Raw genomic sequence first — 18,868 nt, 5'->3', positions numbered from 1 at the left:
GCGGTAAGGTGTAGAAACGCGAAACGTGGATCAGGGGGTGGGCTTGGGCACGATGATCTTCAAGCCCTTGAAGTAGTCGCGGAAAAATTTCTCGTCGTGGGTAATCAGGCCATCGCATTGCAGCATCGCGTGGGCGCCGATCAGGAAATCGGCCACCACCCGCTCGCGCTTGCCGCCGCGCGCACGGAAGCGACGCTGCATCTCGCCGGCGCGCAGGGCCGACTTGGCCTCCAGCGCATTGAAGCGGATGCTCATGTCTTCCAGCACCGACAGCGCCTCGGCGCCGTCGCGCAGCGCGCTGCACACTTCGGCCAGCACGACGTCGCACACCACGACCGGCCCGGTACTCAGGCACTGGCGCAAACAGGCTTCGGCAGCGTCTGCCTGCGCACTGTCGGCCAGCAGGTCCACCAGCACCGAGGAATCGATGGCAATCATGCGCCGGCTTCAGGATCGAACGGATCGCCCGGCGCACGCCCGCGAATGGCACGCATCGCATCGTCGGTGCTATCGAAGCCATCCAGCTTGAAGCGGCCGCGTGCGCGTGAAATCGCATCGTCCACACTCTTGCGCAGGATGATGCGCCCCCCTTCCAGCTCGACCTTGAGCGTAGTGCCCTTGGTCAGCCCAAGGGCATCGCGTACCGCCTTGGGCAGCGTGATCTGGCCGCGCTCGGCAACGGTGGCTTCCATGGGCGCTCCGTGGATAAAGTATGCACGAACTATACATACTTTGGTTGCCATACTCAAGCCCGCAGAACGGGCACACAAACCGTACGTACACACTGAATGACTCAGAATTAACCCCTACCTAAAGCCTTCGACGCCATAGGAGTGATGCATGAGCGATTCCTTTTCCACCCGCACCTCGTTTGAGGTCCACGGCAAGCGCTACGACTATTACAGCCTGCCCAAACTGGGCGAGCGCTTCGATATCGCCCACCTGCCCTACTCGATGAAGATCTTGCTGGAGAACCTGCTCCGGCACGAAGACGGCGGCGTGACCGTCGGCAAGAACCATATCGAGGCGGTCGCCAAGTGGGACCCCAAGGCCGAGCCGGAGATCGAAATCGCCTTCATGCCCGCGCGCGTGGTGCTGCAGGACTTCACCGGCGTGCCCTGCGTGGTGGACCTGGCCGCGATGCGCGATGCGGTGGTCAAGCTGGGCGGCAAGGCCGACCAGATCAACCCGCAGATTCCTTCCGAACTGGTCATCGACCACTCGGTGCAGGTGGACGTGTTCGGCAAGCCCGACGCGCTCGACCTCAACGGCAAGATCGAATTCCAGCGCAACCAGGAACGCTACGGCTTCCTGCGCTGGGGCCAGAAGGCATTCGAAAACTTCAAGGTGGTGCCGCCCAATACCGGCATCGTCCACCAGGTCAACCTGGAAAACCTGGCGCGCGTGGTGATGAGCGCCGACAAGGACGGCACCCTGGTTGCCTATCCCGATACCGTGTTCGGTACCGACAGCCATACCACCATGATTAATGGCATCGGCGTGCTGGGCTGGGGCGTGGGCGGTATCGAGGCCGAGGCCGCGATGCTGGGCCAGCCCTCCTCGATGCTGATTCCGCAGGTGGTGGGCTTCAAGCTCAGCGGCAAGCTGCCCGAAGGCGCCACCGCCACCGACCTGGTGCTCACCGTCACCCAGATGCTGCGCAAGGCCGGCGTGGTGGGCAAGTTCGTCGAGTTCCATGGCGAGGGCCTGCAACACCTGCCGCTGGCAGACCGTGCCACCATCGGCAACATGGCACCGGAATACGGCGCCACCTGCGGCATCTTCCCGGTCGACGAAGAATCGTTGACCTACCTGCGCCTGTCCGGCCGCAGCGAGGAGCAGATCGCGCTGGTGGAAGCCTATGCCAAGGCGCAAGGCCTGTGGCACGACGCCAACACCCCGCCCGCCCAGTACAGCGCCACGCTGGAACTGGACATGGGTGAGGTCAAGCCCTCGCTGGCCGGCCCCAAGCGCCCGCAGGACCGCGTGCTGCTGGAAGACATGCAGCGCAACTATCGCGAAAGCCTCAAGCCCTTTGCCGACGCACGCAGCAAGAAGCTGACCGATCTCAAGCAGGAAGACCGGCTGAAAAACGAAGGCGGTGGCGGCACCGCCGTTGGTGCCAAGGCCGCACACGCCGAGCACGCCACCGACAGCGGTGCCGGCTGGCAGCTGCGCGACGGCTCGGTGGTCATCGCCGCCATCACCTCGTGCACCAATACCTCCAATCCGGCAGTCATGCTCGGCGCCGGCCTGCTTGCGCGTAACGCGGCGGCCAGGGGCCTGAAGGCGCAGCCATGGGTGAAGACCTCGCTCGGGCCCGGCTCGCGCGTAGTCACCGACTATCTGAGCAAGGCCGGCGTACTCGCCGATCTGGAAAAACTCGGTTTCTATGTAGTCGGCTACGGCTGCACCACCTGCATCGGCAACTCCGGCCCGCTACCGGAAGACGTGTCTGCGGCGATTGCCAAGGATGATCTGGTGGTGACCTCGGTGTTGTCGGGCAACCGCAACTTCGAAGGCCGCGTGCATCCCGAAGTCAAGATGAACTACCTGGCCTCGCCGCCACTGGTGGTGGCGTACGCGATCGCCGGCACCACCGACATCGACCTGACCACCGAGCCACTGGGCACCGGCAGCGACGGCCAGCCGGTCTACCTGCGCGACATCTGGCCGAGCAACAAGGAAATCGGCGACACCATCGCCGCCACCGTCGGCCCGGAGATGTTCAAGCAGAACTACGCCGACGTGTTCAAGGGCGACACGCGCTGGAACACGATCGCCTCGCCGGATGGCGCGCTGTACGAATGGGACGCCGCCTCCACCTATATCAAAAACCCGCCCTACTTCGACGGCATGACCATGCAGGTGGGAAACGTGGACGACGTGCACGGTGCGCGCATCATGGGCCTGTTCGGCGATTCGATCACCACCGACCACATCTCCCCGGCCGGCAACATCAAAAAGGACTCGCCGGCGGGCCGTTTCCTGCAGGAACGCGGCGTGCAGCCGGCAGACTTCAACAGCTACGGCAGCCGCCGCGGCAATGACGATGTGATGGTGCGCGGCACCTTCGCCAACATCCGCATCAAGAACCTGATGTTCGGCGGTGAAGAGGGCGGCAACACGCTGTACTACCCGGCTAATGGCGGCCAGCCGGAAAAACTCGCCATCTACGATGCGGCGGTGAAATACAAGGCCGATGGCGTGCCGCTGGTGGTGCTGGCCGGCAAGGAATACGCCACCGGCTCCTCGCGCGACTGGGCAGCCAAGGGCACCAACCTGCTTGGGGTCAAGGCGGTGATCGCCGAGAGCTTCGAGCGCATCCACCGCTCCAACCTGGTCGGCATGGGCGTGCTGCCGCTGCAGTTTTTGGACAACGAGAACGCGCAAAGCCTTGGCCTGGATGGATCGGAAGTGCTCGACATCACCGGCCTGCAGGACGGCGCCAGCCGCCGTGCCAACGTCGATGCGAAGAAGTCCGACGGCAGCGTCAAGCAGTTCCAGGTCAAGGTATTGCTGCTGACACCCAAGGAAGTGGAGTACTTCAAGCACGGTGGTCTGCTGCAATACGTGCTGCGTCAACTGGCTGCACGCAAGGCCGCCTGACCGCCCCGTACGGCACCACTGCCGACATTCCCGCCGCGTGGCGGGAATGTCGTTTCTGGGGCCGGCAGGCCGGCCTGTCCCTGTTCGGACGGCCGGCGCCCTGCCCCACCAGCGCGCCGCGCGATGAACCTCGATCGCCGCCTGCATCGGCGCCATCGTCTGCCGCAGGCGCCGCTCCCGTACAACTCGGGCCTACCGGCGACAGGCAGCAGCATCCACAGCGATGCCATCACCCGCCGCTGCCGGCCGCTACCGAATATTGCGGTGCATCACGCTTCGCCTTTTCCATTCATGACGGTATGCTGCCGACAGCTGCAGTGCCGTGGACAACACCGCGTCGCGCACCGATTACCCTGGAGGGGGGCAGATGAATCAGGCACGTCCTTGGTTGCAAAGCTATCCGGCCCGCGTGGCCGCCGAGATCGATCTGGAGCAGTTCCGTACCATCGCCGAGGTGTTCGCCACCTCGGCCAAACGCTTCGCCGATCGTCCCGCCTATCACAGCTTCGGCAAGACCATCACCTATCGCGAGGTGGATCGCCTGGTCGACCAGTTCGCTGGCTATCTGCTCGGCCAATTGCAGCTGAAGAAGGGCGACCGCGTCGCGCTGATGATGCCCAACTGCCTGCAGTACCCGATCGCCACCTTCGGCATCCTGCGTGCCGGCCTGACGGTGGTGAACGTCAATCCGCTCTACACCCCGCGCGAGTTGAAGCACCAGTTGGTCGACTCCGGCGCCAGCGTGCTGGTGGTCATCGACAATTTCGGCACCACCGTCCAGCAGGTCATCGCCGACACGCCGGTCAAGCAGGTCATCACCACCGGGCTGGGCGACATGCTTGGTTTCCCCAAGGGCGCGCTGGTCAACTTCGTCGTCAAATACATCAAGAAGCTGGTGCCTGATTACCGCCTCGACGGTGCCATCCGCTTCCGCGAGGCGCTCGCGCTCGGGAGCAAGCACAACGTCCCTGCGGTGCAGGTGGAATCGGACGACATCGCCTTCCTGCAGTACACCGGCGGCACCACCGGCGTGGCCAAGGGCGCGATGCTGACCCACCGCAACCTGGTCGCCAACATGCAGCAGGCGCACCAGTGGATCGCCGGCACGGGCAAGATGGAAGAAGGCAACGAGGTGGTCATCACCGCGCTGCCGCTGTATCACATCTTCGCACTGACGGCCAACGGCCTGGTCTTCATGAAGGTCGGCGGCTGTAATCACCTCATCAGCAACCCGCGCGACATGCCTGGCTTCGTCAAGGAGCTGAAGAAGACCCGCTTCACCGCATTTACCGGTGTCAATACGCTGTTCAACGGCCTGCTCAACACACCCGGCTTCGACCAGATCGACTTCTCCTCGCTCAAGATGACCCTCGGCGGCGGCATGGCCGTGCAGCGTTCGGTGGCCGAGCGCTGGAAGAACGTCACCGGTCAGACCCTGGTCGAGGCCTACGGCCTGACCGAGACCTCTCCGGCCGCGTGCATCAACCCGATGGACCTGAAGGACTACAACGGCTCGATCGGCCTGCCGATTCCTTCCACCGATGCCTGCATCAAGGACGACGCCGGCAACACCTTGCCGATCGGCGAGATCGGCGAGTTGTGCCTCAAGGGCCCGCAAGTGATGAAGGGCTACTGGAAGAAGCCCGAGGAGACCGCCAAGGTGATGGATGCCGAGGGCTGGCTGCACACCGGCGACATCGCACGCATGGACGAGCAAGGCTTCGTCTACATCGTCGATCGCAAGAAGGACATGATCCTGGTGTCCGGCTTCAACGTGTACCCGAACGAGATCGAGGACGTGGTCGCCACCCTGCCCGGCGTCCTGGAAGTGGCCGCCGTCGGCGTCCCGGATGAAAAGTCCGGCGAGATCGTCAAGGTGGTGATCGTCAAGAAGGATCCGGCCCTGACCGCCGAAGACGTCAAGGCGCACTGCCGTTCCAACCTGACCGGCTATAAGCAACCGCGAGTGGTCGAGTTTCGCAAAGAACTGCCCAAGACCAATGTCGGCAAGATCCTGCGCCGCGAACTGCGCGACGCGCCCAAGGCGTAACGCCCACACCACCGCAGAACGAAGGCCTGCCGCCTTCACCAACGCCCGCAATGCCTTCGACGCATTGCGGGCGTTTGCGTTTTTCGCCCGGCTTCAGGCAATCCCACAGATAGGCAATCGATGGGCATGGTGCAGACCGGCGTGGTCGCGGATGCAGAAAAAGGCCAGCGCCAGTATCGCGACAGCCAAGGCCAGCGGACCCGCCATGGCGCACCGCCCGATGGCAACCGGTTGCTGGAACTGGAGACCACGCGCGCACTGCTGCAACCGGCGCTGGCCGAGCAGGCGCAGCTGATCGCCGCCATCCGGCAATCGCCGCCGTCGGCGCAGGAGCAACAGCACGCGCAAACGCTGTACCGCTACAGCATCGTAGGCACGCAGCTGCAGCCGCACTGGCGCGAAGCGATCGAACTGGCGACGAAGCGCACGCGCGAAGCGGAGGGGCTCGCAGTCGATGGCGCCATGCAGCTGCAGCACGAACCAGGCGGCCACTATGGCGCCGACAGTCCGATCGCCCATCTGCAGCGCGGTGTTAGAACATACAAATCGCGTATGCTGGCGGCGCCCGCTTGATGAAAGCGGATATCGCATTTCGGTTATATGCAGGGTTGATCGGAGAACACCCATGAACCAGTCAAATCAAGCGCAAGCAATACATCCGAATGCGCCCAGAAAAGGCGAGTTCTACATCCTCAGGCCAGATATGCGCAGCGGTCGCGGTCCCGGTGTGAAATTGGAGAACGAAGACAGTGTGCCGTTCCCCATTGCTGACAGTCTACCGGGAGAAGATGCGGGACTGGCCGCATTGCAGGAAACACCGCGCCTGCGCTACGACAGTCGCATCGGCGATATGCCAAACGATCTTGAAAGCGGCTTAAAAGGGTATTGGCTGGTTTCAGAGCCACTGAAGCAGCTGCTCCAATCGATAGATCCCGAGGGATTTGCTTTCGCGCCATGCGATTTCAGATTGGAAGATGGCTCGCCCGCAGCGCCGCACTACCTATGCGAAGTCGTGCGGATCATTGAGGCAATTGATGAAGGGGCATCCAAGGTCAAGATATTAACTGGCTATCAACACGGCAAGCACTACAGCCTTACGGGTGGCGGACAGCTGGCTTTCAAAGCAGACGCCATCGAGGATGCGCATATTTTTCGAACACCTTACACATCCGTAGCTTTCTGTGATCGCGTCCTGCGCGATATCTTGATCGCGCAGGGGTTTGGCAAGTCGCCTCGGACGCGCGGCGTTTGGCTCATAGACGCTGCAGACTACTGATCCGAGCTTCCCTTCGAGCGACTGGAGTCAATGTAAATGTCGGCTAATGACTCGCTTCTTCAAAGCCATCACGTCATTGAGCAGAGTAATTTTCTACGGAATCCTTTGCTCAGAAAACTGGCTGAGCATGGTTTGATCGATGCCGATGTCTCTGTCAATCGGCTGTACTTGCCCAAAGGCGGCCAACTCGCCGATACGCTGGAAACATCACCACATCGTGGTCGTACGCGGAGTTCATACACAAAAGAACTCATTGCTCATCTTGAAGATATTTTTGACTCTCCGGACGGCAAGGCTGCAATGCGCAACGCCCCCGCCGCATTGCAGCGCGTCGCCGGTCAAGTGCGCGAATTGCAAGACACCCTAAAAGTCGCATTGATAAATGGCGATGTTTTCACCACTATCCCAGATCGTCTGACCAAGGCCGATACGAACGCGCAGAACCACAAGACCTTCTCCGATTTAGACAGTTACCGCGCAACGCACGCCGATCAATTGAAGGCGCTGCGCTCGATGAGCGCGGTGGAATCCGAATGGGCTGCTATCACCCACTCCGAGCAACGCATTGCCAAGGTCATCGAGACGGCGCGTGCGACAGGACGCACTCTGGTCGCTGTGCCTGATGAACGCGATGCCGTGATCCGCGAGATCGCCGGCCGCGAGGAATTGCGGATGGCCATCGCGCATGCTGAAAGTGCCGGGCGCGTGCGCTTGTCCGACTCCACAGCGGCACTTGTCAGCGAAGTGCTGGACGACACGCCTACAGCGGTGGGTGATGCGCCCCTCCGCATCGCGCATGCCGCTGGTTCCACACCGCACTTGTACACGCCGCTTTCTCAGCGCGGCTTCACCACCGTCGAACTGTTGACAGGCGAGCTATCAACAGGCCAGGCGCTACGCACCGCTGGCCTGCTCGCCACCGCCGCCGACACCGTGATGACCGGCCAACGCGCCACGCATTTGCTCGGCCAGGACAACCCGCTCGCCGCGCAATCGGAGCTGGCACACTTCACCGGGCGCAATGTCGGCGGTTGGGCGGGCGGTAGCGCGGCGGCCTACGCGCTGGGCAGCTCCGGCGCCGGGCCGATGGTGCTGATCGCCGCCGATGCCTACTTCATGAGCGTGGCCAGCGAGAAAGCCGCCGCCTTGCTCGACAACCGCGCCATCTATCGTCAGACCGATCACGACGGCACGCCGTGGAGCTTCAATGGCACGGCGTGGACGCGCGATGGGCTGGCCGACACCAGCCAGGATGGCGTGGACAACCCCATCGCCACGCCCATCGTCGATCGCCAACCATCCAATGCCAGCGATCACCCTAGCCTGAGAAGCGCCGAGTGGATCCGCGATGACTCCAACGGCCAATGGCATCGCCTGGTCAAGACCGACATCTCTGGTGCCAACGATCGCGGCAGCTATGTGCAGGAAACCGCCTCACCCCCACGCGCAGCGGAATTAGATACGCAGGCGCAGGCCACCATCGCCCGCAACACCGCCAACAGCCCCGGCGCGATTGCCGCGCGCTATGAACTTGCGCATTACCGTAATGGATGGGCGGCAGAGAGCTGGCCGCTGGCGCCGGCGGTGCAGCAGATGCTCCCGGATCCGGACGCCTTGACCGCCTCCGACGGCCGGCGCTATTACCGAGACAGCCAAGGCCAGTGGACCAGCCATGGCGCGCCGCCCGATGGCAACCGGTTGCTGCAACTGGAAACAAAGCATCAACGTCAAGCGCGACCTGATCTGGAATTATTGAACGCATTGGCCCTGCAATTTCGGAGTATTGCGGAAAAACATGCTGAAACGTTATGGAGTTGTGCCCATGAATGAAATAGAAGAGTCAACAATGACAACTCACCATAAGCCGAAGAAGGGCGAGTTCTATATCCTTGAGCCTGACATGAGAGGTGGAGGACGGGGAAATGGCGTGGAATTTGAGAATGAAAAGAACGTACCATTCCCCGCGCACATGAGCCAACCATCGGAACGTGGAGGACTTGCAGAATTGAAGGAAACTCCACGCCTGCGATACGACAGCCGCATTGGTGATATGCCAAATGACATGCATAGCGGCTTCAAGGGATACTGGCTGATATCAGAGCCGCTGAAGCAGATTTTTCAGTCCATGGACCCAGCTGGCTTTTCATTTGTGAAGTGCTCATTCCTCTTAGAAGATGGCTCTGAAGCGTCGCCGCATTACCTTTGCGAGGTAGTCAGGATGCTGGATGCGATTGACGAGGCGGCATCCAAGGTCAAGGTTTTGACCGGCTATCCGAATGGCAAATACTACCGTCTTGCTGGTGGCGCAAATCTTGCGTTCAGGAAAAACATAGTTGGATCCGCGCACATCTTCCGCACCCCGTATTCATCAGAGGCATTCTGCGACAGACTGCTTCGCGACACATTGATTGAGCATGGCTTTGGCAGACTGCCAAGAACGCGTGGAGTCTGGCTCACAGATGCTGCGGCGTGCTAAGAGGGTGTTTACATAATTAACCAGTCAGCCGCGCCAGCAGCAATCGCGCTTGAGCCAGCCATACCCACGCCTCGGCCACCTTGGGCAGCCGATCGTGGTGCATGACGAGTCGGCGTGCACGGTCGTTCCAGGCATGCGTGCGTTCGACCACCCAACGCTTGGCCAGCACCACAAATCCCTGAGCACTGGCTTTCACCGTGAATAGGTCCGGCTGCTCTGGACCCATCCAACGCCCCACGTTCTTGTTGGCCGGATGCCGCACGACCTGTACCCGGATGTTGTGACACTGCGACAGCAGCTGCGCACACTGCCCTGCGTAACCGCTGTCGGTGTACAGCGTCTGGATGCTCGGATATTTTTCCATCGCCCGTTCCACCACCGGATAAGCGCCATCGCGGTCCTGCATGCTGGCGGCGGTGACGCTCACGGCAAGCAGCAATCCGAGCGTATCCACCACCAGATGCCGTTTGCGCCCTTTGACCTTCTTGCCGGCGTCATAGCCAGTGTCGCCACCTTGCGCAGAACCGCGCGTGGATTGTGCATCGATCACTGCGGCGGTGGGTTCTTCGTTCCTTCCTTCGCGCTCGCGCCATTGCCCGCGCAGGCGGTCGTGCATCTGCTCGAACTTGCCTTGCTCGCTCCAGCGGCGGAAGGTGCGATACACGTTTTGCCAACGTGGAAAATGTACTGGCAGCATCCGCCACGACCCACCGCTGCGCACCACATAACAACACGCATCCACCAGCGTTCTGCGGCTGATGCGCGGCGGCAAACCGCGCCCGCCTTCCTTCTCGAAAATATCCCTGACCAGTGCCCATTCGGCGTTGGTCAGGCAACTCGGGTAGGTCTGTTCCGGCTCCTGGCGAGCGTGCGCATCGGTATAGCCATAACGCGACTTATCGATCTGGACTTTCTCGATCGTTACCACCTCATGGCTAGGGCGGCGCTCGATACCAAGCCTTTTCAACGTCGAGACCACCGTTTGCTCATGAACATGCACGTTGCAGCGGCGGAGAAGCTCAAGCCTGATTTCCTCCAACGTCGCCGTCGGATCCGACGCGACGATGTCCATCAACACAGCTTCATGTTCGACTTGAATCTTCAGTGGGCGGCCCATTTCGATGACTGTCTGTGATGAGATGGCACTATTATATCATTATGTAAACACCCTCTCAGCGCGTACCACTGCTGCAGAAAGTGAATCCGCAGCATCGTCTCCAGTCGATACGGCTGTCGCCCAGGCTGGCCCGACTTGGGATAGTGCGGTTCGATCAGCGCCAGCAAGGCCTTCCACGGCACCACCTGATCCATCTCGGCCAGGAACACCTCCCGCCGTGTTCGCTTGCGTTTGCCGTTGTGCTCCGCGTCGCCAAAGCTCAGTTGCATCGAAATCGTCCGCTTGGATCGTCGGTCAATTGTCGCAGATCAGGCTGCTTTGTTCAGAGCGTCCCTAATTTTTCAGTCACTGATGAGGTAGAAGAAGATGCGAAACAGCAATGTCACTCTTCATAGTCATCACGTCATTGAGAAAAGCATCTTCCGAGACCACATTCTTCTCAAGAAGTTGGTCGAGCACGGACTGATAAATCAAGATATTTCAGCCAATCGGATCTACCTTCCGGTGGAGGGCGATCTAGCCAATGAACTTGCAATCTCGCCTCACAGAGGACGAACGCTGAGCTCATATACGACAGGCGTTAATCGCAGTCTCAAGGAAATCCTTGACTCTGCCGTGGGCCGCGCCGCCATGCGCGATGACACGGCGGCCTTGAAGCGCGTGGCGGCGGAAGTTCGTGACCTGCAAGACACCCTCAAAATCGCGCTCGACAATGGTGATCTTTACGCGACAAGACCAGATAGCCTGACCAAAAAGGAGACCAAGGCCCAGAACAACAAGATTTTTTCCGAGTACGACCAGTATCGCATCGATCATTCGCAGCAGTTGAAGATCTTGCGTGCCACGAATGACATCGAGTCCGAATGGCTCGCTATCATCCGCTCTGAGCAACGCATCGCTGCGGTGATCCTCGCCAAACAGCGCACCTCGACCAATCTGGTCGCTGTTCCCGGTGATCCAGATCCCGTCGCCCGCGAAATCGCCGGCCGCGAAGAATTGCGTATGGCCATTGCGCATGCTCAAGAGGCCGGTCGTGTCACTTTGTCCGAATCCAATGCAGCCCTGATCCGGCAAGTGCTGGATGACACGCCGCCGAGCATGAGCGGCGCTACCCGCAGCATGCTGCATTCGTCCGCAAGCGCCCCATCGCACCCCTATACCCCACTCTCGCAGCGCGGCTTCATCGACCCCGAGCTACTCGCAGGCGAGCTATCCGCCGGCCAGGCGCTGCGCACGGCCGGCCTGCTCGCGACCGCCGCCGACGCAGTGGCCTCCGGCCAACGCGCCACGCAGCTGCTGGGCCAGGACAACCCACTGGCCGCGCAATCGGAGCTGGCGCATTTCGCCGGGCGCAATGTCGGTGGCTGGGCCGGCGGTAGCGCGGCGGCCTACGCACTGGGCAGCTCCGGCGCCGGGCCGATGGTGCTGATCGCCGCCGATGACTATTTTATGAGCGTGGCCGGCGAGAAGGCCGCCGCGCTGCTCGACAACCGCGCGATCTACCGGCAGACCGATGGCGATGGCACCAAGTGGGCGTTCAACGGCACTGCCTGGGCACGCGAGGGCAAAGCAGACACCACCGCCGATGGCGTTGACAACCCCACCGCCACGCCGATCGTCGCCAGCTTCGCCAAGGCCCGAGAACTCAACTACCAGGCGACCAATGTCGCTGCAGCACTGGCGCTGAAAGACGCACCCGATCCGGTCGATCCTTATCGACAGCCGGCCAACGCCACCGATCGCCCCAGCCTGAGTCCTGCCGACTGGAAGCGCGATCCGGCAGACGGCCAATGGCATCGTCTGGTCAAGACTGCGGTCTCCGGTGCCAACGATCGCGGCAGCTACGTGCAGGAAACCGCCTTGCCACCCCGTGCAGCGGAATTGGACGCACAAGCGCAAACAGTCATCGCCCGCAATATTGCCAACAGTCCCGGTGCGATCGCCGCGCGCTATGAACTGGCCTACCACCGCAGCGGCTGGGCCGCCGAGGGCTTGCCGATGTCGCCGGCCGTCCAGCAGGCGTTGCCGGATCCGGATGCGTTGACTGCCTCGAACGGCCAGCGCTACTACCGCGACATCGAAGGCCGGTGGACCAGCCCCGGCACTTCGCCCGATGCCAACCGGGTGCTGGAGCTGGAGACCACGCGCGCGATGCTGCAGCAGGCGCTTGCCGAGCAGGCCCAGTCGATTGCCGCCATCCAGCAGACCCCGCCATCGCCGCAGGACGTGCAGCGCGAGCAGACGCTGTATCGCTACCGCATGATAGGTACCGAGTTACAGCCGCACTGGCGTGAAGCGATCGAGCTGGCGATCCAGCGCACGCGTGAAACAGCCGGACTCACCGGCGATGGCGCACTGCAGCTGCAGCGTGGTCCAGGCGAAACCTTCGGCGCCGACAGCCCGGTTGCGCACCTGCAACGCGGCCCCGACGGCGTAGACCGCATCGTCGCGGTCACCCACACCGAAGAGATCCGCCAGGCGCTGCGGGATGTGCAGGCGCGGCAGGCGCCTTTATCGCGTGGATCGATTCCCGAGTCGCTGGCAGATCCGCGCCTTGCAACGTCCACTGCCGATGGCGCGAGCGACGGTGCAAGTTCCGGCGGCGCTGGTACTTCCAGCCCGCAGCTGATGCTGGACGTGCAGGCACGGATGCAAGCAGCCAGCATTGCGCAGGAGCGCCAGGAGCGCGTGCAGCAGGAGCATCTCGCACAGCAGCACCACCACGCGCAGCAGCAGGCGCAGGACGTGACGCAACGCGAACAGCAACTATCGCAGGCGCAGCACGCTCGGGAACGCGCTCACGACCAGCAGACAACACAATCGCGCCAACCGCAGCAACCGGAACCGCCGCACGACCGGCACGTTGCATCACGCGAGCAAGCACAGCACCAGGCGCAGGAAACCCGGGACAGCTCCGCCTCGCCACTGCCGGTAGCGAACACGTTGCAGCATCCAGCCCAGCGTTCGGCACACGATGCCGCTGCACACCCCACAGAACCAGCACAGGCCTTGGGTGAGCCTCGGCTTGCAGCCGACCTGGCACACCAGCAAGCATTGGCCAGGCTGGCGCACGAAGGCGATGCACACGGCGTCGCGCAACCGGCGGCACGGGCCGCTGCGACGCGGGTAGCGGCAGTACCCTCCTCTGCGTCGGATGATGCACAGCGACAAGCCGCTCAGCCGCTGCACTCCCACCAGATCGATGCTAGGCAGCCGCAGGTGCCACTCTCCACTTCCCAAGCGCGGCCTGCGGACCTTGCGGCGGAGCCTGAGCAGGTGAGGCAGCCGCTGCACTCGCTATCGCCGGCTGTCCCCATCGCTGCGCGGCACGGCGATGCCCCAGCCTGGCAGACAGCCGGGCCAGACACGCCTGACGCTGCTGCGACGATGTCACGACCAGGCCTGCCTATTGCTGAGCGCGCCATCGCCGCTGGCGACAGTGAGATCGTTGCACCGCAGGCATCGGGCCTGGCCCAGGCCGGGCCATCGGATCCACCAGCGGCCGCTGCATCGAAAGATCCGAACACCGCATGGGACGAGCTCTACGACAGCCTGCGTGCACTACGCCTCCAGGGCGAACGGGATCTTGAAAGAAACACGCGTGTCGCAGACGAACGACGCGCGCGCATCGGGCGCGGAGAACAGCCCTTCACCGCGTTGGAATTGCATGGTGAAGACGACCCGGACAGCCCTCCGGCACGAGTGGATGCGCGATACCCGCGACAGCCCATGCCACATCACGCTGCCGGTGCGCATGCCACAGACCAGCAAGGTGATCGACCAGCGCTCCAACGCACGACCATCACCGGCGATCCAGACGTGGATGATCTGGTCTATGCGCTGGACTCCAAGAACGATGTGGCCATCGCACATGCCCTCAAGCGTGTGGCCAACAGCGCGCAGGGCAATGCCTTCGCGCAGGAAGGTCATGCCCATCTGGACGCCAAGGCCCAGCAGGAAGCCCAGGAGCACGTCGCGGCGCACCAAGCCCTCGGGATGGACGTAGCACCAGAGGTACAGACCAGCCGTGGCCCGGTGATGGTACTGACGCTGCCGCAGTTCGCGCACGGGCCCACGCTGCCATACGGCCCGCAGGGTGATGGGGGCGGCGGCAGCGGCGACGGAGGTGGTGGCGGCGGCGGATAGGCGGCGGATAGCTGGAGTACGCACAACCAATCAACCCTTGAAGAGAACACCATGGATATCCAGAACAATACCGGTCTAGACGACACCACGGCATCGATGAGGGAAGCGATCAAGGCCATGGCCGTCTTGATCGCGGCGCTGCAGCAGCGTGAGCAGAGTCTTGAGCAGCGGGTGCAGCAGCAAATGCAGCTTTTGCAGAGCACGGTCGCCAATGCGGATCGTCAGGTCAACCGGGTGTTGGACGACGCGCTTCCCCGCCTGACGCAGGTGAGTCAGCAGGCGTTGATGCAAACCCTGGAGCCGGCGTCCGAGCGCCTGGACCGGAAGCTGGCCGATGCGGCACACACGCTCCAGCAAGCGACCGCACGCTATGCGCAAGCACAGCACGCGCTGGAGACTACCGCCACCCGACGCATGTGGCTCGGCTTGGGGGCCATGATGATCGGAGCCATCCTGTGCATGGGAGGGCTGGTCTATGCGGCCAAGGGAGCCCAACCAGTCCTGGCAGAGGCCGCGCAGCGCAGAACCGAGATCGCTTATCTGGATCGGGTTGCACGCGCCGATCTGCTGCCCTGCGGCAAGGACAGACTATGCGCCACGTTCGAGACCAAGGGACCGCGCTATGGCAATCGCGGGCAGTACCGAGCGATCACCCTGCGCCAGCAATCGCCTTAACAGTAAACAGGTCAGTGGACGCGTCGTTATGCGAATCATTGCGCGCCAAACGGTAGCAATGCAATTCACCCGAATGCGCCGAATCCGGCACTTGCGACATTATCCAGGAAGATAATCGTTAAAAATGATCTGGCCCTGGCGGACCGCGACGCGGAGGCCACTGCTATTCCAACCTTGCCGGGGGCAGGCAACCGCAACTGGTCGGGTTTTGTAAAGAACCGGCCCGGACCAGGCTCAGCAAGCTTCTGTGCGGCGAACTGCCCAAGGTTTGATGCCCCACCGCCGTAGAGCGACGGTGTTCAGTCTTCGCGAATGTCGGCAATGTCTTGAAGACCTTGCGGGCACTTGCCTTTGCACGCATAGAATCCGATGTCGGCGCACGCTCAGGCGTTCACCCTTATCTCCGTCCGCAAGGCGACCGGCCGGACGGTCTTCACGGAGAACCACCATGTCTGCAGTTCAACCCTTCATTCGTACCAACATCGGCTCGACCCTGCGCATCACCGAAGAACCGCAGCGTGAGGTGTACTGGATCAACATGCATGCCGACCTGGCCGATCATCCTGGGCGGGCCTGCTTCTCGACCCGACTGGTCGATGACATCACCGGCTACCAGACAAACTTGGGGCAACGACTCGCAGCGGCTGGCGTCTTGTCGCCACACGTGGTGCTGGCATCGGACAGCGACGTATTCAATCTGGGTGGCGATCTGGCGTTGTTCTGCCAGCTCATTCGCGAAGGCGACCGCGCACGCCTGCTGGACTATGCGCAGCGCTGCGTCCGCGGCGTGCATGCCTTTCATGTCGGCCTCGGCGTGCGTGCGCACAGCATCGCCTTGGTGCAAGGCAACGCGCTCGGTGGTGGATTCGAAGCGGCGCTGAGCTGCCACACCATCGTCGCCGAGGAAGGCGTCATGATGGGGCTGCCCGAGGTGTTGTTCGATCTGTTTCCCGGGATGGGCGCCTACTCTTTCATGTGCCAGCGCATCAGCGCTCAACTGGCGCAAAAAATCATGCTGGAAGGGAATCTATATTCGGCCAACGAATTGCAGAGCATGGGCCTGGTCGATCGCGTCGTCCCGCGCGGACAGGGTGTTGCTGCGGTGGAACAAGTGATTCGAGAGAGCAAACGCACCCCGCATGCCTGGGCGGCAATGCACCAGGTGCGCGAACTGACCACGGCCGTACCGCTGGACGAGATGATGCGTATTACCGAGATCTGGGTCGACACGGCGATGCAACTGGGCGAGAAGTCACTGCGCACCATGGACCGCCTGGTGCGCGCCCAGTCGCGTCGCTCGGAACTTGACGCAGGCTGATGCGTCGGCGGTCTGTCTATTCGCGACTCTGGGGGGAGCACTCGTCGTCCCTGGCGCCTTGCAAGCGTGCGCCGAGTGCCTCTCTTCCCGCTGTCAGCTGTTCGCGCAACACCGACAGACGTTGTCTCCATTCGCTCTGCAATTGCCAATCGGCCATGCGCATCAGTTCGCCGCCGTTACCGGCCACTTGCGCCAGGCCCAGATTGCTGGCGACGCCACGCAACGCATGCGCGTTCTCACGCAGTTGCTCCCAATCCGAGCGCGTGCCGTCGCGTTCGATCGCAGTCATGCAGTTATGTGCATCTTCCAGGCACTGCCGGACGAACTGCCGTTCGAATTCGTCGCCCATGCCCAGCGCCGCCAACTCGTCCAGCACGCTGGCGTCGAGCACGCCCTGGAAACTGGTCGGCGCCTGCACCACGGTGGCCGGCGTCGCCAAGGGGCGGGTACTGACAGCCAGGTCGGCCAGGGTGTCGAGCAATCGGGCCGCGACCACCGGCTTGGCGAGAAAAGCGCGCGCGCCGGCCTGTTCGCAGCCACGGATCGCTTCCGGCGTGACGTCGGCGCTGAGCACGATCACCGGCGTGTAACGCATGCCGCTGGCTTGCATCACCCGCAATTGCTTGAGCATCTGCAGCCCATTCATGCCCGGCATGTGCAGGTCCACGATCGCCGCGTCGAAGTCTTCCTCGCTCAGCGCGTCCAGCACCTGTTCGCCCCCGTTGACGCACAGCACCTTGTGCCCGGCCTTTTCCAGCAGACGCTGCAGCACCATGCGATTGGCTTCATGGTCATCGGCCACCAGCATGCGCATGCTGCGTACCCGCGCGCGATGACGCAGGAACGGATTGGAGAACGCGATGACATTCGAGGCTTCCAGTTCGTCGGACGCCTCCACCGGCGCACCGGCGGGACCGCGCGCTTGGGTGGATTTCACCGCCTCGCCGATCTCGACCGGCAACTCGAACCAGAATACGCTGCCGTCGGGCTGGTTCTGCTTGAATCCGATACAACCGCCCATGGCTTCGACCAGCCCCTTGGCGATGGTGGTCCCCAGCCCGGTTCCTTCATAGCGACGCGACAGACCGACATCGGCCTGCTCGAACGCCTCGAACAGCCGCGGGCGCATATCCATCGGCACGCCGATTCCGGTGTCTTCGATCTCGAAGCGCAGCCGCACCGCCTCATCTGCGTTACCGGGTATGCGCGACACCCGCAACAGTACATGCCCATGCTCGGTGAACTTGACCGCATTGCCCAGCAGATTGAGCAATACTTGCCGCAGATGGCCAGTGTCGCCCTTGAGCAGGTCCGGCACCTCTGCAGCGACTTCGGTGATGTATTCCAGGCCCCGCGTCCTGGCCTGCGGCTTGAGGATCATATCGACGGAGCCGATCGTTTCTCGCAGCGAGAAGTCGCGGCGATCGATGCGGATCTTGCCGGCCTCGATCGCGGAGATATCCAGCACTTCTTCCACCAGCGACAACAGGCTGCGTGCCGATGCCTGGATGGTATTGAGGCATTCCTTCTGTTCGGCATCCAGCCGCGTGGTCGCCAGTACCTCGGTCATGCCCGACAGCCCGTTGAGCGGAGTGCGGAACTCGTGGCTCATGTTGGCCAGGAAACGGCTCTTGGCCTGGTTGGCGTGCCGCGCCTCGCGTACTGCGCGGGTCAGCGCACGCAACAAAGAGTCGAAATACAGCGGCACCGCGATCAAGCCCAGCAACAACCCCCAGCTCAGGTAGGGATTGGCTTTCCAGTACGGCGAAATCAGGATGGCACTGAGAAAGCTCAGACTCCCCATGGCGGTGGCGGCGCGCAGATACGGGCTGCCATAGCGCAAGCCGTTACCAATGGTCACCCACAGGCACACCGCATACAGCGGCGAGGCGGGCTCGCCCTGGATGGCCATGATCGCGCCGGTGCAGGTGTAGTCCACCACCATGCCGACCAGGCGGCGTGTATGCGAGATCTGTGGCCTCAGCAGGATCGCCACCATCAATCCAAGCGACACCACCAGCTCGCCGACCAGGATCAACCAGGTCGCCATCAGGGTATCGCCGTGGGTGTGCAGGTAGCGCCAGCCCAGGTAGGAGATGAACAGGGTGGTGATGAGAATACGGATCAGATTCTGCGCGTGTTCCGTATCTGCCCGCCCTGAGAGGCGACCCTTCAGCCATGGTAATGGAGACTTCATAGAC

General features: G+C 62.5%; 11 protein-coding genes and 4 pseudogenes. 10 read left to right on the top strand and 5 right to left on the bottom strand.

Annotated elements, in window-relative coordinates:
* Window positions 1–30: 30 nt before the first annotated feature.
* On the bottom strand, window positions 31–438 hold the full coding sequence (locus ACCQ13_RS08135; protein ID WP_104604391.1) for a type II toxin-antitoxin system VapC family toxin: 408 nt from the start codon (window positions 436–438) through the stop codon (window positions 31–33).
* Complete coding sequence (locus tag ACCQ13_RS08130) at window positions 435–692, bottom strand: AbrB/MazE/SpoVT family DNA-binding domain-containing protein (protein ID WP_104604389.1); 258 nt, start codon at window positions 690–692, stop codon at window positions 435–437. The genes ACCQ13_RS08135 and ACCQ13_RS08130 overlap by 4 nt, the downstream gene beginning before the upstream one ends.
* A gap of 148 nt (window positions 693–840) precedes the next feature.
* Here ACCQ13_RS08130 and acnA point away from each other — a divergent pair, with 148 nt between their 5' ends.
* The 7 genes and pseudogenes from acnA (at window position 841) to ACCQ13_RS08095 (ending at window position 9,411) form a co-directional block, all read left to right on the top strand.
* Window positions 841–3,609 (top strand): aconitate hydratase AcnA, encoded by a 2,769-nt coding sequence (acnA, locus tag ACCQ13_RS08125; RefSeq protein WP_159406969.1) that lies wholly within the window; start codon window positions 841–843, stop codon window positions 3,607–3,609.
* A 367-nt stretch (window positions 3,610–3,976) separates the two neighbouring features.
* A complete protein-coding gene (gene rpfB / locus ACCQ13_RS08120; RefSeq protein ID WP_104604436.1) occupies window positions 3,977–5,659 on the top strand; it encodes a fatty acyl-CoA ligase RpfB in 1,683 nt (560 codons plus the stop codon).
* A gap of 153 nt (window positions 5,660–5,812) precedes the next feature.
* Window positions 5,813–6,190: pseudogene (locus ACCQ13_RS08115) on the top strand (hypothetical protein); the annotation flags it as partial.
* A 94-nt stretch (window positions 6,191–6,284) separates the two neighbouring features.
* The gene (locus tag ACCQ13_RS08110; RefSeq protein ID WP_104604385.1) at window positions 6,285–6,935 is read left to right on the top strand and encodes an imm11 family protein; all 651 of its coding nucleotides are present in this window, start codon (window positions 6,285–6,287) and stop codon (window positions 6,933–6,935) included.
* 321 nt (window positions 6,936–7,256) lie between these two features.
* A pseudogene (locus ACCQ13_RS08105) lies at window positions 7,257–8,222 on the top strand (hypothetical protein); the annotation flags it as partial.
* A gap of 3 nt (window positions 8,223–8,225) precedes the next feature.
* Window positions 8,226–8,723 (top strand): annotated as a pseudogene (locus tag ACCQ13_RS08100) (hypothetical protein); the annotation flags it as partial.
* Between the two features lie 58 nt (window positions 8,724–8,781).
* Window positions 8,782–9,411: an imm11 family protein gene (locus tag ACCQ13_RS08095; RefSeq protein ID WP_159407954.1), complete on the top strand. Its 630-nt coding sequence runs from the start codon at window positions 8,782–8,784 to the stop codon at window positions 9,409–9,411.
* A gap of 16 nt (window positions 9,412–9,427) precedes the next feature.
* On the opposite strand, the gene ACCQ13_RS08090 is transcribed toward ACCQ13_RS08095, so the two are convergent.
* Complete coding sequence (locus ACCQ13_RS08090; protein WP_159406553.1) at window positions 9,428–10,528, bottom strand: IS5 family transposase; 1,101 nt, start codon at window positions 10,526–10,528, stop codon at window positions 9,428–9,430.
* Window positions 10,529–10,584: 56 nt separating this feature from the next.
* Window positions 10,585–10,797: pseudogene (locus ACCQ13_RS08085) on the bottom strand (transposase); the annotation flags it as partial.
* Window positions 10,798–11,179: 382 nt separating this feature from the next.
* Here ACCQ13_RS08085 and ACCQ13_RS08080 point away from each other — a divergent pair.
* The 3 genes from ACCQ13_RS08080 (at window position 11,180) to rpfF (ending at window position 16,667) form a co-directional block, all read left to right on the top strand.
* The gene (locus ACCQ13_RS08080; RefSeq protein WP_159407953.1) at window positions 11,180–14,674 is read left to right on the top strand and encodes a hypothetical protein; all 3,495 of its coding nucleotides are present in this window, start codon (window positions 11,180–11,182) and stop codon (window positions 14,672–14,674) included.
* 51 nt (window positions 14,675–14,725) lie between these two features.
* Window positions 14,726–15,349 carry a hypothetical protein gene (locus ACCQ13_RS08075; protein ID WP_159406967.1) on the top strand — a complete coding sequence of 208 codons (624 nt, stop codon included), beginning with the start codon at window positions 14,726–14,728 and terminating at the stop codon, window positions 15,347–15,349.
* Window positions 15,350–15,797: 448 nt separating this feature from the next.
* Window positions 15,798–16,667: a diffusible signal factor synthase RpfF gene (rpfF, locus tag ACCQ13_RS08070; protein WP_104604123.1), complete on the top strand. Its 870-nt coding sequence runs from the start codon at window positions 15,798–15,800 to the stop codon at window positions 16,665–16,667.
* Between the two features lie 16 nt (window positions 16,668–16,683).
* On the opposite strand, the gene rpfC is transcribed toward rpfF, so the two are convergent.
* On the bottom strand, window positions 16,684–18,864 hold the full coding sequence (gene rpfC / locus ACCQ13_RS08065) for a sensor histidine kinase RpfC (RefSeq protein WP_104604124.1): 2,181 nt from the start codon (window positions 18,862–18,864) through the stop codon (window positions 16,684–16,686).
* Window positions 18,865–18,868: the final 4 nt, after the last annotated feature.

The organism is Xanthomonas sp. NCPPB 1638 (genome assembly GCF_041475635.2).
Taxonomy (GTDB): domain Bacteria; phylum Pseudomonadota; class Gammaproteobacteria; order Xanthomonadales; family Xanthomonadaceae; genus Xanthomonas; species Xanthomonas cucurbitae.
Note: the sequence above shows the minus strand (reverse complement) of the source record. Positions and strands in the feature narration are given on the sequence as shown.

Excerpts from the sequence above, each read along its gene's own strand:
- ACCQ13_RS08135 (WP_104604391.1), bottom strand. The coding sequence starts at position 438 with ATGATTGCCATCGATTCCTCGGTGCTGGTGGACCTGCTGGCCGACAGT.
- ACCQ13_RS08130 (WP_104604389.1), bottom strand. The coding sequence starts at position 692 with ATGGAAGCCACCGTTGCCGAGCGCGGCCAGATCACGCTGCCCAAGGCG.
- acnA (WP_159406969.1), top strand. The coding sequence starts at position 841 with ATGAGCGATTCCTTTTCCACCCGCACCTCGTTTGAGGTCCACGGCAAG.
- rpfB (WP_104604436.1), top strand. The coding sequence starts at position 3,977 with ATGAATCAGGCACGTCCTTGGTTGCAAAGCTATCCGGCCCGCGTGGCC.
- ACCQ13_RS08110 (WP_104604385.1), top strand. The coding sequence starts at position 6,285 with ATGAACCAGTCAAATCAAGCGCAAGCAATACATCCGAATGCGCCCAGA.
- ACCQ13_RS08095 (WP_159407954.1), top strand. The coding sequence starts at position 8,782 with ATGACAACTCACCATAAGCCGAAGAAGGGCGAGTTCTATATCCTTGAG.
- ACCQ13_RS08090 (WP_159406553.1), bottom strand. The coding sequence starts at position 10,528 with ATGGGCCGCCCACTGAAGATTCAAGTCGAACATGAAGCTGTGTTGATG.
- ACCQ13_RS08075 (WP_159406967.1), top strand. The coding sequence starts at position 14,726 with ATGGATATCCAGAACAATACCGGTCTAGACGACACCACGGCATCGATG.
- rpfF (WP_104604123.1), top strand. The coding sequence starts at position 15,798 with ATGTCTGCAGTTCAACCCTTCATTCGTACCAACATCGGCTCGACCCTG.
- rpfC (WP_104604124.1), bottom strand. The coding sequence starts at position 18,864 with ATGAAGTCTCCATTACCATGGCTGAAGGGTCGCCTCTCAGGGCGGGCA.